Below are 23961 nucleotides of genomic sequence, written 5' to 3'. Positions count from 1 at the left end.
CCGCACAGCCGGTGGGATCTCTGTCATGCCAGGAGAAGCCATGATCGTCCGCTATGCCCTGTTCGAGGGCGAGATTCATCCGGGCAGCGAGGCCGAGTTCCGCCGCTTCGTGAAAGCGAGGCTGGTGCCGCTGTGGACGCAGTTTCCCGGAGCGCAGGAAATCCGCGTCCTCGACGGCACGGCCCGCGACGAAGGAGCGCCGGTCTACGCCATGGTGCTCGCGATCCGCTATCCCGACATGGCAACGTGCGAACGGGCGCTTGAATCCTCGGTCCGGTTCGAGAGCCGCGAAGTGACCGGCGAGCTGTTGAAGATGTTCACCGGCCGCGTTCACCACCATGTCTTCGATATGAACGAATACGCGCCGGCAGGATGATCCGGCCGGGCGCTCCGATCGTGTGACTTCGCTTGCAGGTTCATCCACCGGCTGCCGAAATGATGGCTTCGCAATCGGCTTCGCCGGACAGATCGATGCGGACCACCGTTCTGGTTCGGACCGGCTTGCGCAGGGCCTTTGTCCCGTCGGGGTCGATGCTCAGCAATTGCCTTTCTTCCAGAGTCTGAAGCCTCGACCTGGAGATGCCGAGCTCGCTGGCGAGCAGCCGATCCAGCCGCAACGACGTCGGCGTTTCCAGCGCGAGCTGGAGTTCCAAGGCGCTTGTGACTTCCGGCGCGCCGCCATGGGTCTGCTTGTCGACGGCGACGTCGGGGAATTCTTCGATGCGCCCGACCCGACTGCGCAGCGCAACGACATCAAAGGCATGGCGGCGCGCCAGTACCGGATCGTTGCTTTCGAAACCTTGCAGCAGGGTCGGTTCGATGTCGCGGCGGTTGCAGCGCTCCAGGATGCCGAAATTCCAGGAGTTGTCGCAATCGAGGCAGCGATAGATCAGCCAGACGTCGATGCGCTTGCCGTTGGCGTTGATGCGGAATTTCCCGCTGCATTGATACGGCTTGGTGCCGCCGCAGCGGTTGCAGTTGATGAGAGGTCGAGGCGCGATTGTGGGCGCGATCGCCCAGCGGATACGCAATAGTTCGGACATGCCGATAAGCCCTTCCCGTCGGGAAGTTCGTCAGACCGGCGATGTCGAGAGCCCATGCGGGCACGGCGTGGCGAGAGGCTGCGGCGATTGGAAAACAGGCGTCACGGGCGGCTTGCGCGCGACAGCGGTTCAGCAGTGCCAAACCGGTCTCGAACCGCTACCCTGAGGAACACGTGATTGTGAAAACAGACGCCGCGAATACGACGCCATGCACTGTGTCGGGGGAGTTGACGAGACCGGCGGTTACGTAGGCAAAGTGAAACTCGAAAATCGTGTCGGGGCGGCATTTCTAGCCTTTGGGCGGGTGGTCCAGCAAGTCTCTCCTTGCGGCGCTACCGTCGCCGGGCCAGTTGAGCTAGTTATGGGCCGAACGTTTCAAACAGAGATCCCGCCATGCAGCTCACGTCGCTCCTGATCTTTGCCGCCGCTCTATTCGTCGCTGCCGGCTCGCCCGGACCGTCGATCGCAGCCCTTGTGGCGCGGGTGGTCGCCAAGGGATTCCGCGATGTGTTCCCGTTCCTGCTCGCCATGTGGATCGGCGAAGGCATCTGGCTGTCGCTGGCGGTGTTCGGGCTGGCTGTGGTGGCACAGACCTTCCATTTCGCCTTCGTCGTCGTGAAATGGATCGGCGTCGCCTATCTCGTCTATCTTGCCTGGAAGATGTGGACCGCACCGGTCGAGGCGAAGGAAGGCGAGATGCCGCGCGAGGATTCACCGGCAAAGCTCTTCCTCGCCGGCATGGCGGTGACATTAGGCAATCCCAAGATCATGATGTTCTATCTGGCGCTGCTGCCGACGATCATCGACCTCGCCTCGGTCAGCGTCGTCGGCTGGGTCGAACTGACGGCGACCATGGCCGTGGTCCTGGTCGCCATCGATCTGGCCTGGGTGCTCGCCGCGGCGCAGGCGCGAAAGCTGCTGAAGAGCAAGCGCGCCATGAAGATCGCCAACCGCATCAGCGCCGGCACCATGGCCGGCGCGGCGGCTGCGATCGCGACGCGGTCGTGACCCGTCACATCATTTCGATGATCGGCGCGATCTCGACGCTGAAGGCCGGGTCCATCAGGATCGGGCAGTCCTTGGCTTTGGCGACGGCATCGTCGATGTCCTTGGCTTCAACGATCGTGTAACCGGCGGTCGGATTGCTGCCGCCATTGTTCTCGACCTTGCCGCCGGGCAGCACGGTCTTCGACATGCCGACCGGATTGCCGCCATCGACCACGGCCGAGCCGAGCTGGCCGTACCAGCCGTTCCAGGCATCCATCGCGGCTTTCCGCTCGGCCTCGTCGGTCGGCATCTTGCCCGAGCCATGATAGACGTAGAGAAACTTCGCCATGTTCTCCTCCCTTGATCAGCGGCATCGAACCGGCATGCGGTCATGCCGCCCGCCGATCATCGGACCAAACCCGTGAACACGCAACGGGAATACGTAACTGCTAAAGTATGGTGCGAGATCCTCACCGCGCCATGGCGTGGTATTCGTCGTTGGGCCGCATGTCGATCGCCGCCGCCACCCGGTTCGACATGTTGAAGAAGGCGGCGGTCGAGGCGGTGTCCCAGATGTCGCGGTCGGAGAAACCGGCCTTGCGCAACGCCGCCCGGTCGGCCTCGACGATCTTTGCCGGCTCTTCGGTCAACTTGACCGCGAATTCGAGCATGGCGCGCTGCCGCTCCGACAGGTCGGCGGCGCGGAAGTTCATCACCATCATCTCACCGAGCTTCGGGTCGCCGGAAAGCTGGCGCACCGCTGCCCCATGCGCGGTCAGGCAGTAGTAGCAATGGTTGATGGAGGAGACGACGACCGCGATCATCTCGCGCTCCAGCTTAGACAGGCCTGACTCGCCCAGCATCAGATCGTTGTACATGTCGGTGAAGGCGCGCAGCTTCTTCTCGTCGAAGGCATAGGACAGCAGCACATTGGGAACGAGGCCGAGCTTCTCCTCGCATTTGGCGAAGTAGGCTTTTGTCGTCTCGCTCAGCTCCGCCTGCGCAAGGTCAAGCGCCATAATCTTGCCGGTCATCGGCATTCCTCCTCATTCGTTCGGGGGCCAGTTTTGGCGCTGCGATATTTCTTCGCAAGCCGTCAAACCGTTGTCGCCAAATACCGGTCATCTGCTACCATAGTAGCAAAAGCATGTGACGGGAGGGATTTGACACCATGGCCAGCCTCAAAACAGCAAGCCAGTCGAAAAAGGCGAGTCCGGCAAAGAAAGACACCGCAAAGGGCGGCGAAAAAGCCGGCAAGCTCGCCGATTACCTGCTTGCCCGGGCACCGGCCGAAGACGTCGCCGCCTATGATCCCGCCGATCTCGAACGCGCCGCCGATCTGGCCGGCCGTGCCGTCGCCAGACACAGGAAGGGCGAATGCGTCGTTGCCATAGACGTCGAGTCGGGTGTCGTGCGCCAGGGCCGGCCGATGACGGTGATCACCGTCGTCAACGACAACATGCCGTTCCTGTTCGATTCCATTCTCGGCGAGATCACCGAGGGCGCCGGCGAGCCGCTGCTGGTCACCCATCCGGTCGTCGTCGTCAGGCACGGCAAGAGCGGCGTCGATGAAATCCTCGGCGACGGCGGCTTTGCCAAGGGCGATCTCAGCCATGACCGGCTGAGCGTCGTCCACGTCCATATCGGCCGCCTGTCCGCCGACCAGGCCGAGGCTCTGGCCGGACGGCTGAGGAAGCTGCTCGGCCAGGTGCGCGCCGCGGTCACCGACTGGAAGCCGATGCTGGCCCGCCTCGACCAGGCGATCTCGGAGTTCCGCTACGCGCCGGTGCCGCTCGACAAGGCGCATGTCACCGAGGCGATCGCCTTCCTCGAATGGCTGCGCGACGACAATTTCACCTTCCTCGGCATGCGCGAGTTCAAATACACCGGCGGCGAGAAGAGCGGCACGCTGGAGCGCGCCGAGAAGCCCGGCCTCGGCATCTTGTCCGATCCGGACGTGCTGGTTTTGAGGCGCGGCACCGAAGCGGTGACGACGACGCCCGAGATCCGCGCCTTCCTGCATGGGCCGGAACCGCTGATAGTCACCAAGGCCAACGCCAAATCTTCCGTGCATCGGCGCATCTATCTCGATTACATCGGCGTCAAGACCTACACCGCCAAGGGCACGCTTTCGGGCGAACTGCGCATCGTCGGCCTGTTCACCTCGACCGCCTACACGCGCTCGGTGATGAAGATCCCCTATCTCAGGTCGAAGGCCGAGACCGTGATCACCAAATCCGGCTTCAATCCCGGTGATCACTCCGGCAAGGCGCTGATCAACGTGCTGGAAAGCTATCCGCGCGACGAGCTGTTCCAGGTGCCGATACCGATCCTCAGGAAGCATGCGGAGGCCATCCTCGGGCTGATCGAACGGCCGCGCGTCAGGGCGCTGGTGCGTGCCGACCAGTTCGACCGTTTCGTCTCGATCCTCGTCTTCGTGCCGCGCGACCGCTACGACAGCGTCGTGCGCGAGAAGGTCGGCGCCTATCTGAAGACCGTGTTCGAAGGCCGGCTGTCGGCCTATTACCCGGCCTTCCCGGAAGGCGGGCTGGCGCGCGTGCATTTCATCATCGGCCGCTCCGGCGGCAAGACGCCGAAGGTCGAGCAGGCGACGATCGAAGCGGCGATCCGCGACATCGTGCGCACTTGGGACGACGCGCTGCGCGAAACTGCGGCCGAAACCGGCGCGGATGCTGCGATGACGGCCATCGCTGCGCGCTTTTCGGAAAGCTATAGGGATAGTTTCTCGCCGGCGGTGGCGCTGGCCGATGCCGGGCGCATCGGCAAAATCAGTGCCGCCAATCCGATCGCCATCGACTATTACCGGCATGCCGACCAGAAGCCGCAGCAGGCGGCGCTGAAGATCTATCATCACGGCAGCCCGGTGGCGCTGTCCAGGCGGGTGCCGGTGCTGGAAAACATCGGCTTCCGCGTCATCAGCGAGCGCACCTTCGAGGTCGGCGAGGAAGCGGCCGACAAGGTCTTCATCCACGACATGGAGCTGGAGAACAGCTACGGCAAGCCGATCGACCTCGGCGATGGCGGCGCGCTGTTCGAGGATGCCTTCCTGTCGGTCTGGCGCGGCGACATCGATAATGACGGCTATAACGGCCTGGCACAGACCGCAGGCCTATGGTCAGGCGAAGTTACCATCCTGCGCGCCTATGGCCGCTATCTGCAGCAGGCCGGCATCCCGCAGAGCCAGGATTTCATCGCCGCCGCGCTGAACCGCTATCCGGATATAGCGCGCGGCCTGCATGCGCTGTTCGTCGCCCGCCTCGGGCCGACGGCCGAGACGGAAGGCGTGGTGGCGGCCAAGCACCTCAAGGCCAAGATCCGGGATGCGCTGGAAGAGGTGCCCAACATCGATGACGACACCATCATCCGCCGCTACCTCAATCTGATCGAAGCCTCGCTGCGCACCAATCATTTCGTTGCCGATACGAAAGCGAAAGGTCAGTCGCTGGCGATCAAGCTCGACTCGCAGGCGGTCGATGGATTGCCGGCGCCGCGGCCGTGGCGCGAGATTTTCGTCTACGGCGCCGAGGTCGAAGGCGTGCATCTGCGCTTCGGTCCGGTGGCGCGCGGCGGTCTGCGCTGGTCGGACCGCGCCCAGGACTACCGCACCGAGGTGCTCGGCCTGGTCAAGGCGCAGCAGGTCAAGAACGCAGTGATCGTGCCGGTCGGCGCCAAGGGCGGCTTCTATCCGAAGAAGCTGCCGATGAGCGCCGGGCGCGACGCCATCTTCGAAGCCGGCACCTCGGCCTACAAGAACTACGTCTCCAGCCTGTTGTCGATCACCGACAATATCGGCATCGACGAGGTCATTCCGCCGGCCGGCGTGATCCGGCGCGACCAGGACGACCCCTATTTTGTCGTCGCCGCCGACAAGGGCACGGCGACCTTCTCCGACACCGCCAATGCGATCAGCGAGAAGCACGGCTTCTGGCTCGACGATGCCTTCGCCAGCGGCGGCTCGGCCGGCTACGACCACAAGAAGATGGGCATCACCGCCAAGGGCGGCTGGGAAGCGGTGAAGCGGCATTTCCGCGAGATGAATCGCGATATCCAGTCATCGCCCTTCACCGTCGTCGGCGTCGGCGACATGTCGGGCGACGTGTTCGGCAACGGCATGCTATTGTCGCCGCAGACCAGGCTGATCGCCGCTTTCGATCATCGCGATATCTTCATCGATCCCGATCCGGACATGGCGGCCTCGATGGCGGAACGCCAGCGCATGTTCACTTTGCCGCGCTCGAGCTGGCAGGACTACGACAAGACCAAGCTGTCGGAAGGCGGCATCATCGTCTCGCGCAGCCAAAAGTCGATCACGCTGCCGGCGGCAGCCGCCGCGGCCATCGGCCTCGGCAAGACCACGGCGACGCCGGTCGAGATCATGAACGCCATCCTCAAGGCGCCGGTCGATCTTCTGTGGTTCGGCGGCATCGGCACCTATCTCAGGGCCTCGACCGAGACCAACGCGGATGTCGGCGACCGCGCCAATGATGCAATCCGCATCACCGCGCTCGACGTGCGCGCCAAGGTCATCGGCGAGGGCGCCAATCTTGGCGTCACACAGCGGGCGCGCATCGAGTTCGGGCTGAATGGCGGCCGCTGCAATTCCGACGCCATCGACAATTCGGCGGGCGTCAACTGCTCCGACGTCGAGGTCAACATCAAGATCGCGCTGGCTTCGGCCATGCGCAAGGGATCGCTGACCAGGCCGGCGCGCAACAAATTGCTGGCCGAGATGACCGATGAGGTCGGGTCGCTGGTGCTGTCCAACAATTACCAACAGACGCTGGCGCTTTCGATGGCGCGCAAGCGCGGGCTCGCCGACATCGCGCATCAGAGCCGGTTCATGTCGGCACTCGAAGCACGCGGCCTGCTCGATCGCGCCGTCGAGACGCTGCCGTCGCCGGCGGCCCTCGCCGAGCGCGAGGCGCGCGGCGAGCCGCTGACAAGGGCCGAGCTCGGCGTGCTGCTCGCCTATGCCAAGATCGTGCTGTTTTCCGACATCGTCGCCAGCGACGTGCCGGACGACGCGCATTTCGACCGCGATCTGATGGGCTACTTCCCGGACCGGATGGCGAAGAAATATGCCTCCGAGATCCATGGCCACCGGCTGCGCCGCGAGATCATCACCCGCGTCATGACCAACGACTTGGTCAACCGCGGCGGACCGTCCTTCGTCAACCGGCTGCAGGAAGCCACCGGCCGCACCGCCGCCGACGTGGTGCGCACCTTCGCCGTTGTGCGGGACGGCTTTGCCTTGCCGGCGCTCTATCGCGAGATCGACGCGCTCGACAGCCAGATCGACGGGCAGGTGCAGCTCGATCTTTACCAGGCAATTAGCCGGCTTATTTTCGTGACAAGCGGCTGGTATCTCAAAAACGATGCCGGCACGTCGACGCTTGGCCAGCGGATTGCCGAGCTGCAGGAGGCACGCAAGGCACTGGAGCCGAAACTCGCCTCGCTGCTGCCGGCCTTCTCGCGCGAGCGGATCGAGGAGAGGCGGCATGGCTTGTTCAAGGCCGGCGCGCCGGAAAAGCTCGCCGCGCAGCTGGCGCTGACCGATGTGGCGGAACTCATCCCCGACATCGCGCTGACGGCCAGGACGGCCAATGCCGATATCGTCGCCGCCGCCAAGGCCTTCTTCGCCGTCAGCGACGCCTTCCGCATTCCGCGCGTCGAGGATGCGGCACGCTCGATCACGCCTTCGGACTACTACGACCAACTGGCTCTGTCCCGCGCCACCGACACGATCGGCGCGGCCAGGCGCGGCATCGCCGTGGCCGCACTTACCGGCCACGCCAAGGCGGCCGACCCGGTGGTGGCCTGGCTGGAGGTCGGCGGCGAGCGCGTCGGGCGCATCCGTGAGCGGCTGCAGACGCTGACCGAGGGCGGCGACATCACCGTATCGCGGCTGTCGGTGGCCTCGGGGCTGATGAGCGATCTGACGGGGATGTGAGCCAGATCGGGCGAGATTGCTGGCAGGAACTACGCTATAGAGCTACACGGCGCCCTGCTTTGGGCGCCGTTCTGCGGGAGGGGACATGACCGAGGTAGCAGTGCAGCGGGCGTCAGGGCGCGGCATCTGGGGATGGATGCTGTTCGACTGGGCGGCGCAGCCGTTCTTCACCGTCGTCACCACCTTCATCTTCGGGCCTTACTTCGTCTCGCGCATGGCCAGCGATCCGGAGACGGGTCAGGCGGCCTGGGGTTACGGCATAGCCGCGGCGGGTCTGGTTATCGCCGTGCTGTCGCCAATCCTCGGCTCGATCGCCGACCAGACCGGGCCGCGCAAGCCGTGGATCGCCTTCTTCGCCGCGATCAAGATCACCAGTCTCGCCCTGCTTTGGTTCGCAGTGCCCGGTTCGAACCTTTTCCTGATCGTGGCGTTGTTTTCGATCGCCTCCGTCGCGGCGGAGTTCTCGACGGTCTTCAACGATTCCATGATGCCGCGCCTGGTGCCGAAGAGCGAGATCGGCCGCATCTCGAACATGGCTTGGGGCCTTGGCTATCTCGGCGGCATGATCGCGCTGATCTTCGTCGTCGCCTGCATGGCCGGTTCGCCGGAGACCGGCAAGACCATCGTCGGCCTTGATCCCATCTTCGGGCTCGATCCCAAGCTTGGCGAGGATGCGCGCGCCACCGGGCCGCTGTCGGCCGGCTGGTATTTCCTGTTCATCCTGCCGATGTTCTTCTTCACACCGGACGCCATCAGGGGCATCGCGATCGGGCCGGCGGTGCGCGAGGGCCTGTCGGAACTGAAGTCGACGCTCGCCGAAGTGCGCCAGCGCAGCGGCATCTTCCGGTTCCTCATTGCCCGCATGATCTATCAGGACGGCGTCAACGCGCTGCTGGCACTGGGCGGCACGTTTGCCGCGGCAATGTTCCATTGGTCGATCACCGAGATCGGCATGTTCGGCATCATCCTCAATGTCGTCGCCATCGTCGGTTGCCTGGTTGCGGCGCGTCTCGATAAGGCGCTTGGCTCCAAGACGATCGTGCTTATCTCGCTCGTCCTGCTTAGCATCGCCACGATCGGCATCGTCTCGACCGGGCCGGGCTACACACTGTTCGGTGCCTGGATGATGCCGGAAACCGATAGCGGCGGATTGTTCGGCACGCCCGCTGAAAAGGCCTATATTTTCTACGGCCTGCTGATCGGGCTTGCCTTCGGTCCTGTGCAGGCCTCGTCGCGCTCCTATATGGCCCGCAGCGTCACCGCCGCCGAATCAGGCCGCTATTTCGGCATCTATGCGCTGGCCGGACGGGCGACCAGTTTTGCCGCACCCTTCATGGTGGCAACGATCACCTTGGCCAGCGGTTCATCGCGGCTCGGCATGGCGGCGATCGTGCTGTTCTTGGGCGTTGGCATGGCGATATTGATCAGGACGCCATATCCGGCCGACCAGCCAGTGGAATAGTTCTTCCCTTCTGAGAAGGTGGATCGGCGCGCAGCGCCGAGACGGATGAGGGGTGCTGGAAGAAATGAGGCGCTGGTGATCCTGCGCCTACGCGCCGCTTGAGACGAAGGATTTTGCCAAGCTGGAACACCCCTCATCCGACCGAGCTTCGCTCGGCCACCTTCTTCCACAAGGGGAGAAGGACAAGAAACCCTCAATGCCTGAAATGCCTCACGCCGGTAAACACCATAGCGATGCCATGTTCGTCGGCGGCGGCGATGACGTCGTCGTCGCGCATCGAGCCGCCCGGCTGGATGACGGCGGTGGCGCCGGCTTCGATCGCCGATATAAGCCCATCGGCAAAGGGGAAAAAGGCGTCGGAAGCGACGACCGAGCCCTTGGTTAGCGGCTCCGCCAGCCCGGCGGCCTCGGCGGCGTCGAGCGCCTTGCGGGCGGCGATGTGCGAGGAATCGACGCGGCTCATCTGGCCGGCGCCGATGCCGACGGTGGCGCCGTCCCTGGCATAGACGATGGCGTTCGACTTGACGTGCTTGGCGACGCGGAAGGCAAATTTGAGATCGGCCATTTCGGCCGGCGTCGGCGCGCGCTTGGTCACGACTTTCAGTTCGAGGTCGTCGACCACCGCATCGTCGCGGCCCTGGACGAGAAGTCCGCCGGCAACGGACTTGACCGTGGTGCCGGCGGCGCGCGGATCGGGCAAGCCGCCCGCGACCAGCAGGCGCAGATTCTTTTTTGCGGCGACGATGCGAACCGCTTCCTCCGAGGCGTCGGGCGCGATGATCACCTCGGTGAAGGTTTTCACGATCTCTTCCGCCGCCTCGGCGTCGAGGATGCGGTTCATGGCGACGATGCCGCCATAGGCCGAGACCGGGTCGCAGGCCAGTGCCTTGGCATAGGCCGCCTTCAGCGACGCGCCTTCGGCGACCCCGCATGGGTTGGCATGCTTGATGATGGCGATCGCGGCGGAGCGGGCCGGATCGAACTCGCCGGCCAGCTCGAAGGCGGCGTCGGTGTCGTTGATGTTGTTGTAGGAAAGCTGCTTGCCCTGCAACTGGCGCGCGGTGGCGACGCCCGGCCGCTTGTCGCCATTGACGTAGAAGCCGGCGCCCTGATGCGGGTTCTCGCCGTAGCGCATCACCTCGACCAACTGGCCGCCGAAGGCGCGCCAGCCGGGATGCTCGATCTCCAGCGCGTCGGCGAACCAGCCGGAGATCGCCGCATCGTAGCTGGCGGTGCGTGCAAAGGCCTTGGCCGCCAGCTTCTTGCGGAAATCGAGCGACAGCGAGCCGATATTCATCTCCAGCGCGTTGAGCACCGATGCATAGTCGCCGGGATCGGTGACGATGGCGACATAGGCGTGGTTCTTGGCCGAGGCGCGGATCATCGCCGGGCCGCCAATGTCGATGTTCTCGACGATCGAAGCATAGCCGGCGCCCGAACGGCGGACCTCCTCGAACGGATAGAGGTTGGAGACGACGAGGTCGATCGGCTCGATGCCGTGGGTACGCATCGCGCTGGCATGCTCGGCGTCGTCGCGTATGCCGAGCAGAGCGCCATGCACCGACGGGTGCAGCGTCTTGACGCGACCGTCCATGATCTCGGGAAAGCCGGTCAGCTCGGAGACGTCGCGCACGGCCATGCCGGCCTCGGCGATCGCTTTCGCGGTGCCGCCGGTGGAGACCAGCTCGACGCCGGCCGCGGCCAGGGCGCGGGCGAAGTCGATGAGACCGGTCTTGTCGAAGACGGACAGCAGTGCACGACGGATTGGGACGAGGTCGGGTGCTGGAATGTTTTTGGCAGGGACGGCCATGGGCTGGCGGCCTTTCACGGCTGGATTGGGAAGCGTGATCGGGCCGTAGCATATGAGGCCCGGAAATCAAGCCGGGCGCTTCGTCACGGCAGGCGCTTAAAGCGCGCCGCATCCAAACGGATTCATGCGTCGCGCTTTAAGTTCCTGTTTCGTTGCATGTCGTTATCGCAAAACCGCTGCGCACTTTTGCGCGACATGCACTAGTTGTTTTCGGGATAGCCGGCGATACCGGTCCGGGTCAGCTGCCAGTGAACCTCCGCTATCTCGGAGGCCTTGAAGGCCAGCACGATCTGGCGGCTGCGGCGCGGCCCGCCGAGGCCGGCGAAATAGATCGATTCCTCGACCTCCGGCACGACCTCCTTGCAGGTGAACACCCAGGTGTCGGTCTGGTCGCCGGTCAGCACCAGCCGGTCATGCTCGTCCTGCAGCAGCTCCACATCCGGATGGATGTGGAAGCGCACAGTGACAAAGTCGCGGACGTTGTTGCGGATCGCAGCACTTCCGGGACGTAGAAAGCGGTCCCTGCCGGTCAGCACATTGCCGTTGGTTGCCAGCGTCAGCTCACGCTCGTGCAGGAAGCCGAAGCGCGCGGCATAGCCGTCATGGCGGGCGATGAAACCCTGGCTGCCTTTCTGGTCGGTGCGCTTGCAGGGCGCCTGCTGTGGACCGCCGATCAGCGGCGAGCCCAGCAGATCGTTGACGCGCAGCGAATGGCTGAAGCGCGCCGACGAGGTATCGTTGATGGTGGCGGTCGAGTGCGCGGCCGTGGCGCGGGCAAGCGGGCGGAATTCGGCGGCGCCGTAAGTGTCTATGCCGGCATTGACGATGTAATGCTGGCGGCCGGAGGAAAGTTCGAAGGCAAGGCAGCCGGCGTGCGCCGCGTTGGAAACATCGATGGGCGGCGGCAGGCCGGTGTCGGCGATGACGGTCACGCCGCCCATCGACAGGCGCTCATAGCCCGAATGCGGCGCATGCAGCAGCGGCGCGCCGACGGTGTCGTCATGGCGCAGGATGGTGGCGATGCGGTCGTGGATGGTGGCGCCCATGCCGTTGAAGCGGGCGAGGCTGCCGTCCTGGTGGCGAAAGAAGCGCAGCGCCGGCAGCATGCGGTCGATGGCGCCCATCAGCGCCGGCGGTGGTGTCTCGGCCTGGTTGGCATAGGTCTGGCGCAGCGGCAGGAGGTCGGCAAGAAGCTCCAGCACCGTCATCGGGTTGCGCGAAATATGGCCGCCGTCGGGAAGGATCTGACGATCGAGCTCTTCTGCCAGGTTGCGGGTGGCACTGCGCAGCGCCGAGGCCGGTGCCGGCAGCGACAAAGCGGCGAAGGCGAGCGCGATGCGGGCGCGCAGCCTGTCCTTGCCGTCAGGCATTTCGCGCGCCATCGATCGGAGATAGCGTATCTGCATGGCAAGCGATTTCAGGAAGGCGCGATAGAAGGGAAATTCCGCACCTTGCAGCACCACTGACGAATGCTGCAGCCAGGCAATGACCCGCTTGGCCGTCGTGCCGGGTTCCCAGGCGATGCCCGAAATCTGGTTGCCGTGTATGGCGATCCAGTCGGAAACCAGGGCGCGGGCGTTGGCGGCGGCAAGCTCGGTGCCGGCGGCGCGCATGTGGCGCAGCCAGCGAAAACCGTGCAGCGTCTTTTGCCAGCCGCGATTGGGCACGGCGATCTGGAACGGCGACTTGCCGCCGGTTTCGACCATGTGCCCCGACAGCGGATAGCGGCCGTAGTAGATCTCGAGCGCGATCTGCGGATCGGCGAGCCTGAGATCCGGCGGCGCGATCAGGACGCGTTCGGGCGTGCGGCCGGAATAGCGCCAGCGATAGATCGGCCCGGCACGCAGGCGCCGGCGCGTCTTGCGCCAGAACTCCCTCGCGACAAGCGTCCAAAGACGCGTCGTGCTGCCGGCAGCAAGAGCCAAATCCCCTCCTGGTCGTCCATACCCAAGGACAAGCTTATATGATTCAAGAACTTATGCGAAGGCGGATTTCGCCGTCGTGAAGGAGTTCACGCTGCTGCGGCCGCATCATCCCTAGAAAAGTCAGCAAATTTTAGTGAGAAACGATTTTAACCGGCCCGGCGCATGCGGGCGGCAAAGAACCCGTCGAGGCCGGAAATCCCAGGCGTTTCAAGCACCAGATCGGCGGGCGTGGTGCGCAGCGTGCCTTGCGGCGTCAGGAATGGATCGATGCCGGCAAACTCTCCAGGCTGAACGGGATCGTCGACGATATCAGCCGTGCCGGCAAGGAAGGCGCGGTAAAGGTGCTCGCCTTCGATAGGGTCGAGCGAACAGTTGGAAAAGACGATCCGCCCGCCGGGTTTGACCAGGCTGACGGCGCGGGCGAGCAGCCTTGCCTGCAGCCCGGCGAGCTTTTCGACATCGGCCATGGTCTTGGTCCATGGCACGTCGGGATGCCGCCGCACCGTGCCGGTCGAGGAGCAGGGCGCGTCGAGGAGAATGGCGTCGAACAATTCCTCCGGCTGATAGTCGAGCAGGTCAGCCTGGACGATCTCGGCGGGGAGGCTGAGCCGTTCGAGATTCTGCGCCAGCCGCGCCAGCCGGTTCTTCGACGTGTCGACCGCAGTGACATTAGCGCCGGCAAGAATGAGCTGCGCGGTCTTGCCGCCGGGGGCGGCGCAGAGGTCGGCGACACGAAGCCCACTCACGTCGCCGAACAGCCGGGCCGGCAGGCTGGCGGCAGCGTCCTGCACCCACCAGGCGCCGTCCGCGAAGCCGGGCAGGTCGGGGACCGAGGCACTGAGTTTTTCCACGCGCACCGTGCCAGTCGGCAGCACGATGCCGCCGAACCGTTCGGCCCACAGCGCCGGATCGGACTTGACCGAAAAATCGACTGGCGCCTCATGGCGATGGGCAGCCAGGATCTGCCCGGTCCTGTCGGCGCCATAGGCCGCCTTCAACCGGTCGGAAAACCATTTTGGCGCTTCGTCGGTGGCGGCGAGCGCCGTGGGGAGCTCGGTCTCCTTGGCGCGCGCGAGGGTGCGCAGCACGCCGTTGACGAGGCCGGAAAAGCGCAGCGTGCGCGGGTCGGACTTGGCGTGGGTGACGGCAAGGTCGACGGCGGCGCTGTCGGGAATGTCGAGGAACAGAATCTGCGCCGCCGCCACATGCAGTATGTGCGACAGGACGGTTGCGTTGGCCGGCAGCGGCTTTTCCAGGCGCCGCGCCAGCAGGCCCGCAATCGTCATGCGATAGCGCAGCGCGGTGACCAGTATGGCGCGCACCAGCGCGCGGTCGCGCAGGTCGAGCGACTTGTATTGCGGGTGGCCGTTCTCGTGATCGGTCAGTCCGTCGAGCGGCGTGCGCGCATCGATGACGGCGGCAAGCAGGCGCGCCGCTGCCTTGCGCGCGGCAAGGCCGGCTACCGCCTCGCCGCCTGCGCTGTCTTCACGATCGCCTGGTGTCCGCTGCCGGCGTTTGGCGCCGCTCACTGCCACGGACCTTTGGGTCCGGTCGGGTTACGTCCCCACGGGTTGGACTTCGGCCGCGCCGGCTCAGCCGGCGGCTGCCGCCCCGCCGCCTCGCCCCACGGCCCCGCCGATGGTTGCTCGTCCTCTTGGCGAGGCGTCGGCGCCTGGCGCGGCGTTGCCTGCGACGCCCCGCCGCGCGCCATTGCCTGCAGGGCGGCGATGCGGTTGTCGGTGTTCGGGTGGGTGGAGAACAGATTGTCCATGCGCTCGCCGGAAAGCGGGTTGATGATGAAGAGATGGGCCATGGCCGGGTTGCGCTCGGCATCCGGGTTGGGGATGCGTTCGGCGCTGCGAGCGATCTTGTCAAGGGCCGAAGCCAGCCAAAGCGGGTTTCCGACGATCTCGGCGCCACGTCGGTCGGCCTCGTATTCGCGGGTGCGGCTGACCGCCATCTGCACGATCATGGCGGCGAAGGGCGCCACCAGCATGGCCACCAGCACGCCGACGAAGCCGAACGGGTTGTTGTTGTCGCGGCTGCCGCCGAAGAAGAAGGCGAAATTGCCGAGCATCGAGATGGCGCCGGCAAGGGTGGCGACGACGGTCATGGTCAGCGTGTCGCGGTGCTGTACATGGGCGAGTTCGTGCGCCATCACCGCCGCGACCTCCTCATGCGAGAGCCGCTGCAACAGGCCGGTCGAAGCCGCCACCGCGGCATTCTCGGGATTGCGGCCTGTGGCGAACGCGTTGGGCTGCGGGTTGTCGATCAGATAGGTCTTCGGCATCGGCAGTCCGGCCCGTTGGGCGAGCGCCTGGACGATAGCGTAATATTCAGGCGCGTTCTTCTCGTCGACCTCGACGGCGCGGTTCATCGACAGCACCATCTTGTCGGCGTTCCAGTAGCTGAACAGATTGGTGCCGGCGGCGATCAACAGCGCGATCATCATGCCGCCCGTGCCGCCGATCAGAAAGCCGACGCCCATGAACAGCGCCGTCATCGCGGCGAGAAGCATGGCGGTGCGAAGGGTGTTCATCGGCTGCTCCGTCCGTGGGGGCAAAAAGGGGTCGATCCAAGCGGGTTCATCGCTATATGATGGGAAACGCCTGCCCCTGTTTCAATCCGCCGGGACTATCGCATGACCGACCAGACCAGCAAAGCCGATGCCGGCCCGGATCGCGATCTGTCGCAAAAGCCGCTGACGCCGGCGGCCGCGCGGGCGCTCGCGGAAGCACAGGCGCGCCGTGAAGAATATCGCGAAAAGGAAGCCGCCCTGCCGAAGGAAATCGGCGGCCGTGGCGGCAAGGAGCCCGGCCGCTACGGCGATTGGGAAGTGAAGGGCCTGACCAGCGACTTTTAGGCTGGGCTGATATTCAGGTGATGCCGGCCTGACCTGAATCTCAACCCACCCTTGAAATGTACCCTTAAGCAGCGGCCAGCTCCGGTGCGGGAGCGATCCAGCCACGCTCGTCGACGGCGATGCCGAGCCCGTCATAAGAGCTGATCGCAGTATGCTGCGTCTGCAGCGGATGGCCGTGCGTGGCGCTGATCACCATGACAGTGGCTTCGGCCGCCTCGGCCGCGGCAATGCCTGCGGGGGCGTCCTCGAAGACCAGGCAGTCGCGCGCATCGACGCCCAGCCGCTCGGCCGCAAGCCGGAAGCAATCGGGCGCCGGCTTGCCGCGGGCGACATCCTCGGCGGCGACAATGACGGCCGGAACCGGGATGCCGGCCGCCTTCATGCGCAGCAGCGCCAGTTCGCGCGGTGCCGACGTGGCGATGGCCCAGCGTTCGGGCGGCAGCGACTTCAGAAAGGCGACAGCGCCGGCAATCGGAAGGATGCCATCGAGGTCGGCTGCCTCGGCCTTCAACAGCGCATCGGCCTCGCGTACCGGGTCGACGCCTGGAAGATTGAGCCGGCCGATGGTCTCGATCGCCCGCACTCCGTGGATCGTCGGCAGGAATGCGGCGACGTCGAGGCCCTGGCGCAGCGCCCACTGCGTCCACACCCTTTCGGCGGCGGCAATGGAGTTGATCACCGTGCCGTCCATGTCGAACAGAAAGGCCGCGAATTTTCTGCCTGCAAACATCTGATATCCTGGCGTTGTTTTGGGGGGCGGATCGGGAGGGTGCGACCGTAGCGTCATGGCCTTGCCATTGGAAGCCGTGGCGTCACCTTTTCGGCTCGTCGCGGGGGAACCATGGCCCCCTTCCCGCGTTGAGAATATTCACTTCCAAGACGACCGAGGGGGGGACCGCGATGCTGATCAGGCTCGGCTACGAAATCGCTATTGAGAGCGATGCAGCAACGCCGGTCATTTCGCTGCTCGACATCCACCGGGAACGCCAGGCCGACATCAAGCGGCAGACGCGCGTGCTGACGTCGCCTTCGGTCCCGACCAGGGTCTATCACGACCGCCACGGCAACAGCTGCCGCCGTTTCACTGCACCTGCCGGCGGATTCCGCATTCTTTACGATGCGGTTATCGAAGACAGCGGCGAGACCGACGAAGTCAACACGCTGGCCGGGGAAACGCCGGTGGCGCAGCTGCCCGATGAGGTGCTCGTCTATCTGCTCGGCAGCCGTTATTGCGAGACCGACCATCTCAGCAACCTCGCCTGGCAGCGCTTCGGCCAGCTTCCGCCCGGCGGGGCGCGGGTGCAGGCGATCGTCGACTATGTCCACAACCGTCTGTCCTTCGGCTACGGTTATGCGCGCTCGACCCGCACGGCGGCACAGGCGCATGAGGAGCGCGTCGGTGTCTGCCGCGACTATGCGCATCTGGCGATCACGCTCTGCCGCTGCATGAACATCCCGGCCCGTTACGTGAACGGTTATCTCGGCGATATCGGCGTACCGCTCGATCCGGCGCCGATGGATTTCTCGGCATGGATGGAGGTCTTCCTCGACGGCAAGTGGTACACTTTCGATCCCCGCCACAATCGCCCGAGGATCGGCCGCGTCGTCATCGCGCGCGGCCGCGACGCCACCGACGTGCCGCTGCTGCACAGTTTCGGTCAGCACCGGCTCAGCCTGTTCAAGGTCTGGACCTATGAGCAGGAGCGCAATCTGTTCAATCCGCCCTATCATGGCGTCGACAGGACCGTCAGCGCCCAAATGCTGGCCTGACGACGCCATCGGCGACCGGCCTGAAATCGACTAGTGAACCGCTTCGGGACAATCCGTCTGTGCCGGATCGGGACCGAAAAAGGCCACGGGCGCGATCATGGTAAGCAGTTCGTAAAGGAACTTGCGGCTGGGGTTTTCTGTTTACCGGCCGTTCACCTTGCCCGGCTTCGAAACATAGCAAAAACAATGATTTGACAAGAGACGACGGTCTTCGCAGCCGCGGCAGCGCCATTCGGCCGGATTCCTGCAACTCCCCTCATGCGGTTTCGAGGCCGCGGCAAGTGGAGGGCGGAAAGATGCGGCGGTTCGAGGGTTTTGTTCAGGCAGGCGGCGACTTTGCTAGGGATCGCGGCGGAAACTTCGCCATCGTCTTCGGCTTTGCAGTGTCGGTGCTGGCGCTAGGCGTCGGCTTCGCGGTCAACGTCTCCCAGCTCTACAACGCAAAATCGAGCCTGCAGGGCGTCGTCGACGCGGCGGTGACCTCGACGGCGCGCGATCTCACCACCGGCGACATCAACGAGGCCGATGCGGACAAATCGGTGCAGGCTTTTCTCGACGCCAATAGCGTGGCCGGCATCCTGCAGACCGACCAGATCGTTCTCGACAAATTGACGGTCGACAGGACGGCCAGGACCGTGCGAGCGGACGTCCATGTCGATGTCGCCTTCTATTTCCCGCTGTTCAGCATGGGTGACACGCAGCGCGTGCCGGCATCCACAACCGCGCTCTATTCGGACAAGACGGTCGAAGTGGCGATGATGCTGGATGTGACCGGATCGATGAAGAGATCCGGCAAGACCGACAAGATCGGTGATCTGCAGGCCGCTGCTTCGGATGCGGTCAAGGACCTGCTCGACCAGAATCGCGACCCCAGCAATCCGCGCGTGCGGGTGGCGATCGTTCCCTACGCCGAGGCCGTCAACACCGGTGGTTTGGCCGCCACCGTATTCGTCGAGACGGAGGACGGACCGAAGGTGCCGCCGCCGGTCGATGCGGCCGTCGTGGTGTCGGCAAATCCAGCACCGGACAAATGCGCCACAGAGCGCAAGGACAAGGACGGCTATGCCGATTACTCGTCCGACGGGCCCGATACGCTTCGTCTGGACAATAAGGGCAAGCGCTATCTGGCTAAGGTGAATCGTGACTATCGTATGAGGGTATGCCCGTCGGCGGCTCTCGTTCCGCTGACGTCCGATGAGGACAAGCTGCTCACCGCCATCGACGATTTCAGCGCCGCGGGCGTGACGGCAGGTGGCATCGCCGCGCAATGGGGCTACTACATGCTTTCTCCGGCTTGGCGTCCGGCTATTGCCGATGCCGGCCTGGGCGCCGGGCCCGCCAATTTCGACAAGAAGAAAGTGGCCAAGATTGCCATCCTGATGACGGATGGTCAGTTCAACACGGCTTTCGCCCGTGGGCGTGGCACATCCAGATCGCAGGATGCTGGCCAGATGTCGCGCAGCAATGCCGAAAGCATCTGCAGCAACATGAAGCGCGACGGCATCGAGATATTCACCATCGGCTTCGATCTGAACGACCCGTCAATGACGGCGACCGAGCGCGATCAAGCAAAGTCCGTGCTGAAGAATTGCTCGACCACTGACACGTCCTCGCTGAAGCATTATCACGAGGCCGCCACGGGCACTGATCTGGCGAATGCCTTCGACGAGATCACTCGCAACATCGAGACGCTGACTATCAAGCGTTGATCCGCCGACTTCGGGCAGGTCGCGGGAACGGAAAAGGCCGCCACTTCTTTCGAAGCCGGCGGCCTTCCGTGTTTCCGTCCATGGCGCGGTCTCTGGCGGCGACGCTCTCACGTCACCTGCCGCGCATCTCGCGCCTTAACGGGAAGACTGCTTCCCGAAAGTGCAATCCGCTGAGGCCACGTTCTGGAAAACGAAATCACTCGACATCGGATCACCTCCTTTCGATCTGTTGATCACACCCTCATGATGGGGTGCGTCGCAGCAAAAGACAAGGCGCGGATTTGAAAAAGCCAAGGGCGCCTTGTCAGACGAACCGTATCGGCGCGCCAACCTCGACCCGCGCCGGCCTATCGACCGTGCAGTAGACGCCGAGATTGTGCGCGTTGTGGCGGACGAGGTTGCGCAGGATTCCTGGATCGTTGTCGAAGCCGTCCTGAGCGATGATGGTGAAGCCGCAGCGGCGGCACGGCTCGGAGATGGTCAGATGCAGCTCGCCGATCGCGAGCTTCTTGCCGATCCATTCCGTTTCGGGAAACGAGCCTTCGACCGCCGCCATGTCGACGACGATGTTGGGGCGGAAGCGGCGCGGGTCGGCGGCGCCTTCAGGATGCAGAGCCTTCAGCCGCGCCAGCGAGGCCGTGGTCAGGAGATGGATCGGGGCCTTGCGGTAGCGCGCCGCGGTCAGCGGACCGGAATGGCCGGCAGCAGCATTCTCCCGGGTGAAGGGCCGGATCGACGCTTGGAAGCCGAGAAAGGCGGAGATGGCGCGGTCGCTGTCGGCGTCTGGCGCCGCCATCCAGTCGCCGCCAGGCGCGGCAACTTCGAGTTTGCGGTCGCCGGTCAACCGGGTGCGGATCCGTGGCACATTGTGCCATTTTGAATCGCGATCGGGCCTGGCGATCTCATTGTCGGTGGCATCGACCAAGCCGAACATGCGGTCGCCCTCGATGCCTTCGACGTCGACCATGATGGCGTCGAGGCGCTCGCCGGCGAGCGAACTCGCCGGATAGCGCCAGAGTTCGGCAACCGCGCCCATTGCAGCCGCGTCAGCCATCAGCCCTTCTTGTTCTGCCGGTTGGCGACAAGGTCGTCGACGACGGCCGGATCGGCCAGCGTCGAGGTGTCGCCGAGCGCGCCGAAATCGTCCTCGGCGATCTTGCGCAGGATGCGGCGCATGATCTTGCCGGAACGGGTCTTGGGCAGGCCCGGCGCGAACTGGATCTTGTCGGGCGTGGCGATGGCGCCGATCTCCTTGCGGACATGGTCGACCAGTTCCTTGCGCAGCGCCTCGCTCGACGCCTCGCCGGCCATCAGCGTGACATAGCAGTAGATGCCCTGGCCCTTGATGTCGTGCGGGTAGCCGACGACGGCGGCCTCGGAAACCTTGTCGTGACTAACCAAAGCCGATTCGACTTCCGCCGTGCCCATGCGGTGGCCGGAGACGTTGATGACGTCGTCGACGCGGCCGGTGATCCAATAGTAGCCGTCTTCGTCGCGGCGGCAGCCGTCACCGGTGAAGTACTTGCCCTTGTAGGTGGAAAAATAGGTCTGCACGAAGCGATCGTGATCGCCATAGACGGTGCGCATCTGGCCCGGCCAGGAATCGGTGATGCAGAGATTGCCGTCGGCTGCCCCTTCCAGCACCTTGCCGTCGCCGTCGACCAGCTGCGGCTTGACGCCGAAGAAGGGCCGCGTCGCCGAGCCGGCCTTGAGGTTGGTGGCGCCGGGCAGCGGCGTGATCAGGATGCCGCCGGTCTCGGTCTGCCACCAGGTGTCGACGATCGGCACCTTGCCGTTGCCGACGACGTTGAAATACCACTCCCAGGCTTCCGGATTGATCGGCTCGCCGACCGAGCCCAGCACGCGCAGCGACTTGCGCGAGGTCTTCGTTACATGCGCGTCGCCGGAGCCCATAAGGGCACGCAGTGCCGTCGGCGCGGTGTAGAAGATGTTGACCTTGTGTTTGTCGATGACTTCCCAGAAGCGCGACTGCGACGGGTAGTTCGGCACACCCTCGAACATCAGCGTGGTGGCGCCGTTAGCGAGCGGTCCGTAGACGATGTAGCTGTGGCCGGTGACCCAGCCGACATCGGCGGTGCACCAGTAGATGTCGCCGTCATGGTAGTCGAAGACATATTGGTGCGTCATCGAGACGTAGACGAGATAGCCGGCGGTGGTGTGCAGCACGCCCTTCGGCTTGCCGGTCGAGCCCGATGTGTAGAGGATGAACAGTGGGTCCTCGGCCTTCATCTTCTCCGGCTTGCAGTCGGCCTTGACCGTCGCGATCTCGTCATGGTGCCAGAGGTCGCGGCCCGCCACCCAGTTGATCTTGCCGCCGGTGCGGCGCACGACCAGCACCTTCTCGACCTTGGTGCCGGCCTTGGCGGCGATCTCGATCGCCTTGTCGGTGTTCTCCTTCAAGGGGACATGCTTGCCGCCGCGCAGACCCTCGTCGGCGGTGATGACGAAGGTCGATTTGCAGTCGTCGATGCGGCCGGCCAGCGCATCCGGTGAGAAGCCGCCGAAGACCACCGAATGAATGGCGCCCAGCCGCGTGCAGGCGAGCATCGCATAGGCCGCTTCCGGGATCATCGGCATGTAGATGGTGACGCGGTCGCCCTTCTTGACACCGTGCTTCTTCAGCACATTGGCGAAGCGGCAGACATGCGCGTAAAGCTCGTTGTAGGTGACCTTCCTGTCGTCATAGGGATTGTCGCCTTCCCAGATGATGGCGGTCTGGTCGCCGCGCTTCTTCAAATGGCGGTCGATGCAGTTCCACGAGACGTTGGTCTCGCCATCCTCGAACCATTTGATCGAGACCTTGCCGTCGAAGGAGGTGTTCTCGACCTTGCTGTAGGGCTTGAACCAGTCGATGCGCTTGCCGTGCTTGCCCCAGAACTTGTCAGGGTTCTTGACGCTTTCGGCATACCATTTGAGGTAGGTGTCATTGTCGATCAGCGCGTTCTTCTTCCACGCCGGCTGGACGCGATGGACATGAACCTCGGACATTTTTCTGCTTCCTCCCGAAACCAACGCGCCGGCTTGAGCGCCGGCGGCATCGCGGCAAAGCGGCCGCGAATTCGCGCGCATTATTAACAGTTCCACGATGACGGCAATATTAGACGTTGGATTCGCGCGGCGGGATGCCGCAGGGGCATCGTCCAGCGCTGTCAGCACTCGACCATGGTCGCTGCTAACTGCATGTTTTCGCGCGGAAAACCCGGATACGATCAGGAAAAATCAATAGACAGATAAATAACAAGGCGCACAATCTGATGTCGGGAGGAAAGGAGAATCGACCCAGGGGCTGCAATGCATGACCATTCCGAAATGGACCTGATGCTCAGGGGCTATGGCTTGACCACGGCCAAGCTTCTTTATCATTTCCCCGACCATCCGCATCTGCTTCAGAGCTACATCTGGCAGGACTACGACATCGCGCCGACGTTCCCGGTGCTGATCCGCTTCATCGAGTTCTGGAAGACCAAGCTCGACGGCCCGCTGCATTCGGTGACCTACACGCACCAGAGGCTGATCGCGCCGAACGAATGGCGCAAGGTCGACGGCGAGTTCGTGCTGCACTGAATGACTGCCACTGGGGCGGCAGTTTGCGGATATCTATGGTGGCGGGCTTCGTGATGCCCACGGGGCTTATCACCGGGGAACACACGTGCCAGATACTTCGATACTTCTGACCTTCGTCGCGGCGTTGATCCTGCTGGAGATCACGCCAGGTCCCGATATGATGCTCGTCATCGCCAGGGGCATCGCGCAAGGGCGAAGGGTCGCCACCCTGACGGTCGTCGGCATGATCTTCGTGGCCGGAGCAGTACAGGTCAGCCTTCTTGTCCTTGGCGTCGCCTCACTATTGCAGGCGTATCCGGCAAGCCTTGTCGTGCTTCAGTGGATAGGTGCTTTCTATCTTCTCTACCTCGGTCTCACGATGATCGTGTCGAGCCTGGGGGACCGGACCAAAAAGCGTCCCGCAGTAGCTCGAATCTCCGATTGGGTGGCCGTGCGCGACGGGGCGATCAACAGCCTGACAAATCCGAAATCGCTGCTGTTCATGTTTGCGTTCCTGCCGCAGTTCGTCAATCCCAATGCCGGACCGGTCTGGATGCAGCTTGTCGTGCTTGGAACCATCCAGAAGCTCGCCGGAATATTTTCGCTGGGCGGTGTCGCCATGGCATCGGGCACAATCGGCCAATGGCTCAATCGATGGCCGAGCCTGCTTGCCTGGCAGCAGCGTTTTACCGGCATCGTCATGGTTGGGCTGGGGCTCAGGCTTCTGTTGAGCGAAGTTTTCATGATGCCTTCTTCCTTGATCGCCTGGTGCGAGCGGTCCGCGCCCGCAGTGTGTTGATCTGGTCGTCCGAGAGTTCGATTTGCCATGGCTGCCCCTTCGTGAGCTGGCGTCCCTC

The 23961-nt window shown here is 64.2% G+C and carries 19 protein-coding genes; 9 read left to right on the top strand and 10 right to left on the bottom strand.

Annotated elements, in window-relative coordinates; all coding sequences use genetic code 11:
* Window positions 1–40 precede the first annotated feature (40 nt).
* Complete coding sequence (locus D3227_RS12090; RefSeq protein ID WP_120014355.1) at window positions 41–376, top strand: hypothetical protein; 336 nt, start codon at window positions 41–43, stop codon at window positions 374–376.
* Between the two features lie 40 nt (window positions 377–416).
* On the opposite strand, the gene D3227_RS12085 is transcribed toward D3227_RS12090, so the two are convergent.
* Window positions 417–1043 carry a DUF1062 domain-containing protein gene (locus tag D3227_RS12085; protein WP_120014354.1) on the bottom strand — a complete coding sequence of 209 codons (627 nt, stop codon included), beginning with the start codon at window positions 1041–1043 and terminating at the stop codon, window positions 417–419.
* A 393-nt stretch (window positions 1044–1436) separates the two neighbouring features.
* On the opposite strand from D3227_RS12085, the gene D3227_RS12080 reads away from it, so the two are divergent.
* Entirely contained in the window at window positions 1437–2051 is a 615-nt protein-coding gene (locus tag D3227_RS12080; protein ID WP_120014353.1) for a LysE family translocator, read from the top strand.
* A 4-nt stretch (window positions 2052–2055) separates the two neighbouring features.
* Here D3227_RS12080 and D3227_RS12075 read toward each other — a convergent pair whose 3' ends face one another.
* Both D3227_RS12075 and D3227_RS12070 read right to left on the bottom strand, forming a co-directional pair.
* Entirely contained in the window at window positions 2056–2379 is a 324-nt protein-coding gene (locus D3227_RS12075; protein ID WP_120014352.1) for a YciI family protein, read from the bottom strand.
* 121 nt (window positions 2380–2500) lie between these two features.
* Window positions 2501–3064 (bottom strand): peroxidase-related enzyme, encoded by a 564-nt coding sequence (locus tag D3227_RS12070; protein WP_120014544.1) that lies wholly within the window; start codon window positions 3062–3064, stop codon window positions 2501–2503.
* Window positions 3065–3201: 137 nt separating this feature from the next.
* Between D3227_RS12070 and D3227_RS12065 the strand changes: the two genes are divergently transcribed.
* Together D3227_RS12065 and D3227_RS12060 are read left to right on the top strand one after the other, a co-directional pair.
* The gene (locus D3227_RS12065) at window positions 3202–8001 is read left to right on the top strand and encodes an NAD-glutamate dehydrogenase (RefSeq protein WP_120014351.1); all 4800 of its coding nucleotides are present in this window, start codon (window positions 3202–3204) and stop codon (window positions 7999–8001) included.
* 85 nt (window positions 8002–8086) lie between these two features.
* The gene (locus tag D3227_RS12060; protein WP_120014350.1) at window positions 8087–9463 is read left to right on the top strand and encodes an MFS transporter; all 1377 of its coding nucleotides are present in this window, start codon (window positions 8087–8089) and stop codon (window positions 9461–9463) included.
* A gap of 193 nt (window positions 9464–9656) precedes the next feature.
* Here D3227_RS12060 and purH read toward each other — a convergent pair whose 3' ends face one another.
* From purH to htpX, 4 genes are all read right to left on the bottom strand, one after another.
* Window positions 9657–11273 (bottom strand): bifunctional phosphoribosylaminoimidazolecarboxamide formyltransferase/IMP cyclohydrolase, encoded by a 1617-nt coding sequence (purH, locus tag D3227_RS12055; RefSeq protein WP_120014349.1) that lies wholly within the window; start codon window positions 11271–11273, stop codon window positions 9657–9659.
* 200 nt (window positions 11274–11473) lie between these two features.
* On the bottom strand, window positions 11474–13198 hold the full coding sequence (locus D3227_RS12050) for a heparinase II/III family protein (protein ID WP_120014348.1): 1725 nt from the start codon (window positions 13196–13198) through the stop codon (window positions 11474–11476).
* Between the two features lie 146 nt (window positions 13199–13344).
* Window positions 13345–14733: an RsmB/NOP family class I SAM-dependent RNA methyltransferase gene (locus D3227_RS12045; protein WP_120014347.1), complete on the bottom strand. Its 1389-nt coding sequence runs from the start codon at window positions 14731–14733 to the stop codon at window positions 13345–13347.
* Complete coding sequence (gene htpX, locus D3227_RS12040; protein ID WP_120014346.1) at window positions 14724–15737, bottom strand: zinc metalloprotease HtpX; 1014 nt, start codon at window positions 15735–15737, stop codon at window positions 14724–14726. The genes D3227_RS12045 and htpX overlap by 10 nt, the downstream gene beginning before the upstream one ends.
* 102 nt (window positions 15738–15839) lie before the next feature.
* On the opposite strand from htpX, the gene D3227_RS12035 reads away from it, so the two are divergent.
* A complete protein-coding gene (locus D3227_RS12035; RefSeq protein WP_120014345.1) occupies window positions 15840–16061 on the top strand; it encodes a DUF1674 domain-containing protein in 222 nt (73 codons plus the stop codon).
* Between the two features lie 64 nt (window positions 16062–16125).
* Here the strand turns inward: D3227_RS12035 and D3227_RS12030 are convergent, their stop codons facing one another.
* Window positions 16126–16791 (bottom strand): HAD-IA family hydrolase, encoded by a 666-nt coding sequence (locus D3227_RS12030; RefSeq protein WP_120014344.1) that lies wholly within the window; start codon window positions 16789–16791, stop codon window positions 16126–16128.
* A 170-nt stretch (window positions 16792–16961) separates the two neighbouring features.
* Here D3227_RS12030 and D3227_RS12025 point away from each other — a divergent pair, with 170 nt between their 5' ends.
* Entirely contained in the window at window positions 16962–17831 is an 870-nt protein-coding gene (locus D3227_RS12025) for a transglutaminase-like domain-containing protein (RefSeq protein ID WP_120014343.1), read from the top strand.
* 296 nt (window positions 17832–18127) lie between these two features.
* A complete protein-coding gene (locus tag D3227_RS12020; RefSeq protein ID WP_120014342.1) occupies window positions 18128–19540 on the top strand; it encodes a pilus assembly protein in 1413 nt (470 codons plus the stop codon).
* Window positions 19541–19844: 304 nt separating this feature from the next.
* On the opposite strand, the gene D3227_RS12015 is transcribed toward D3227_RS12020, so the two are convergent.
* Window positions 19845–20594, bottom strand: coding sequence for an MOSC domain-containing protein (locus tag D3227_RS12015; RefSeq protein ID WP_120014341.1), 750 nt, complete (start codon window positions 20592–20594; stop codon window positions 19845–19847).
* A complete protein-coding gene (gene acs, locus D3227_RS12010; protein WP_120014543.1) occupies window positions 20594–22549 on the bottom strand; it encodes an acetate--CoA ligase in 1956 nt (651 codons plus the stop codon). Before acs ends, D3227_RS12015 begins: the two co-directional genes overlap by 1 nt.
* A 303-nt stretch (window positions 22550–22852) precedes the next feature.
* Between acs and D3227_RS12005 the strand changes: the two genes are divergently transcribed.
* On the top strand, window positions 22853–23125 hold the full coding sequence (locus tag D3227_RS12005; RefSeq protein ID WP_120014340.1) for an usg protein: 273 nt from the start codon (window positions 22853–22855) through the stop codon (window positions 23123–23125).
* An 85-nt stretch (window positions 23126–23210) separates the two neighbouring features.
* Complete coding sequence (locus D3227_RS12000; protein ID WP_120014339.1) at window positions 23211–23903, top strand: LysE family translocator; 693 nt, start codon at window positions 23211–23213, stop codon at window positions 23901–23903.
* The last annotated feature ends 58 nt before the right edge of the window (window positions 23904–23961 follow it).

Origin of the sequence: Mesorhizobium waimense (genome assembly GCF_003601975.1) — a bacterium.
Taxonomy (GTDB): Bacteria; Pseudomonadota; Alphaproteobacteria; order Rhizobiales; family Rhizobiaceae; genus Mesorhizobium; species Mesorhizobium waimense.
The sequence above is the reverse complement of the archived record's forward strand: the minus strand, read 5'-3'. Positions and strand labels throughout refer to the sequence as shown.

Coding starts and splice junctions, on each gene's coding strand:
- D3227_RS12090 (WP_120014355.1), top strand. CDS start 41: ATGATCGTCCGCTATGCCCTGTTCGAGGGCGAGATTCATCCGGGCAGC.
- D3227_RS12005 (WP_120014340.1), top strand. CDS start 22,853: ATGCATGACCATTCCGAAATGGACCTGATGCTCAGGGGCTATGGCTTG.
- htpX (WP_120014346.1), bottom strand. CDS start 15,737: ATGAACACCCTTCGCACCGCCATGCTTCTCGCCGCGATGACGGCGCTG.
- D3227_RS12020 (WP_120014342.1), top strand. CDS start 18,128: ATGCGGCGGTTCGAGGGTTTTGTTCAGGCAGGCGGCGACTTTGCTAGG.
- D3227_RS12030 (WP_120014344.1), bottom strand. CDS start 16,791: ATGTTTGCAGGCAGAAAATTCGCGGCCTTTCTGTTCGACATGGACGGC.
- D3227_RS12065 (WP_120014351.1), top strand. CDS start 3,202: ATGGCCAGCCTCAAAACAGCAAGCCAGTCGAAAAAGGCGAGTCCGGCA.
- D3227_RS12075 (WP_120014352.1), bottom strand. CDS start 2,379: ATGGCGAAGTTTCTCTACGTCTATCATGGCTCGGGCAAGATGCCGACC.
- purH (WP_120014349.1), bottom strand. CDS start 11,273: ATGGCCGTCCCTGCCAAAAACATTCCAGCACCCGACCTCGTCCCAATC.
- D3227_RS12070 (WP_120014544.1), bottom strand. CDS start 3,064: ATGACCGGCAAGATTATGGCGCTTGACCTTGCGCAGGCGGAGCTGAGC.
- D3227_RS12080 (WP_120014353.1), top strand. CDS start 1,437: ATGCAGCTCACGTCGCTCCTGATCTTTGCCGCCGCTCTATTCGTCGCT.
- D3227_RS12085 (WP_120014354.1), bottom strand. CDS start 1,043: ATGTCCGAACTATTGCGTATCCGCTGGGCGATCGCGCCCACAATCGCG.
- D3227_RS12060 (WP_120014350.1), top strand. CDS start 8,087: ATGACCGAGGTAGCAGTGCAGCGGGCGTCAGGGCGCGGCATCTGGGGA.
- acs (WP_120014543.1), bottom strand. CDS start 22,549: ATGTCCGAGGTTCATGTCCATCGCGTCCAGCCGGCGTGGAAGAAGAAC.
- D3227_RS12025 (WP_120014343.1), top strand. CDS start 16,962: ATGCTGATCAGGCTCGGCTACGAAATCGCTATTGAGAGCGATGCAGCA.
- D3227_RS12015 (WP_120014341.1), bottom strand. CDS start 20,594: ATGGCTGACGCGGCTGCAATGGGCGCGGTTGCCGAACTCTGGCGCTAT.
- D3227_RS12035 (WP_120014345.1), top strand. CDS start 15,840: ATGACCGACCAGACCAGCAAAGCCGATGCCGGCCCGGATCGCGATCTG.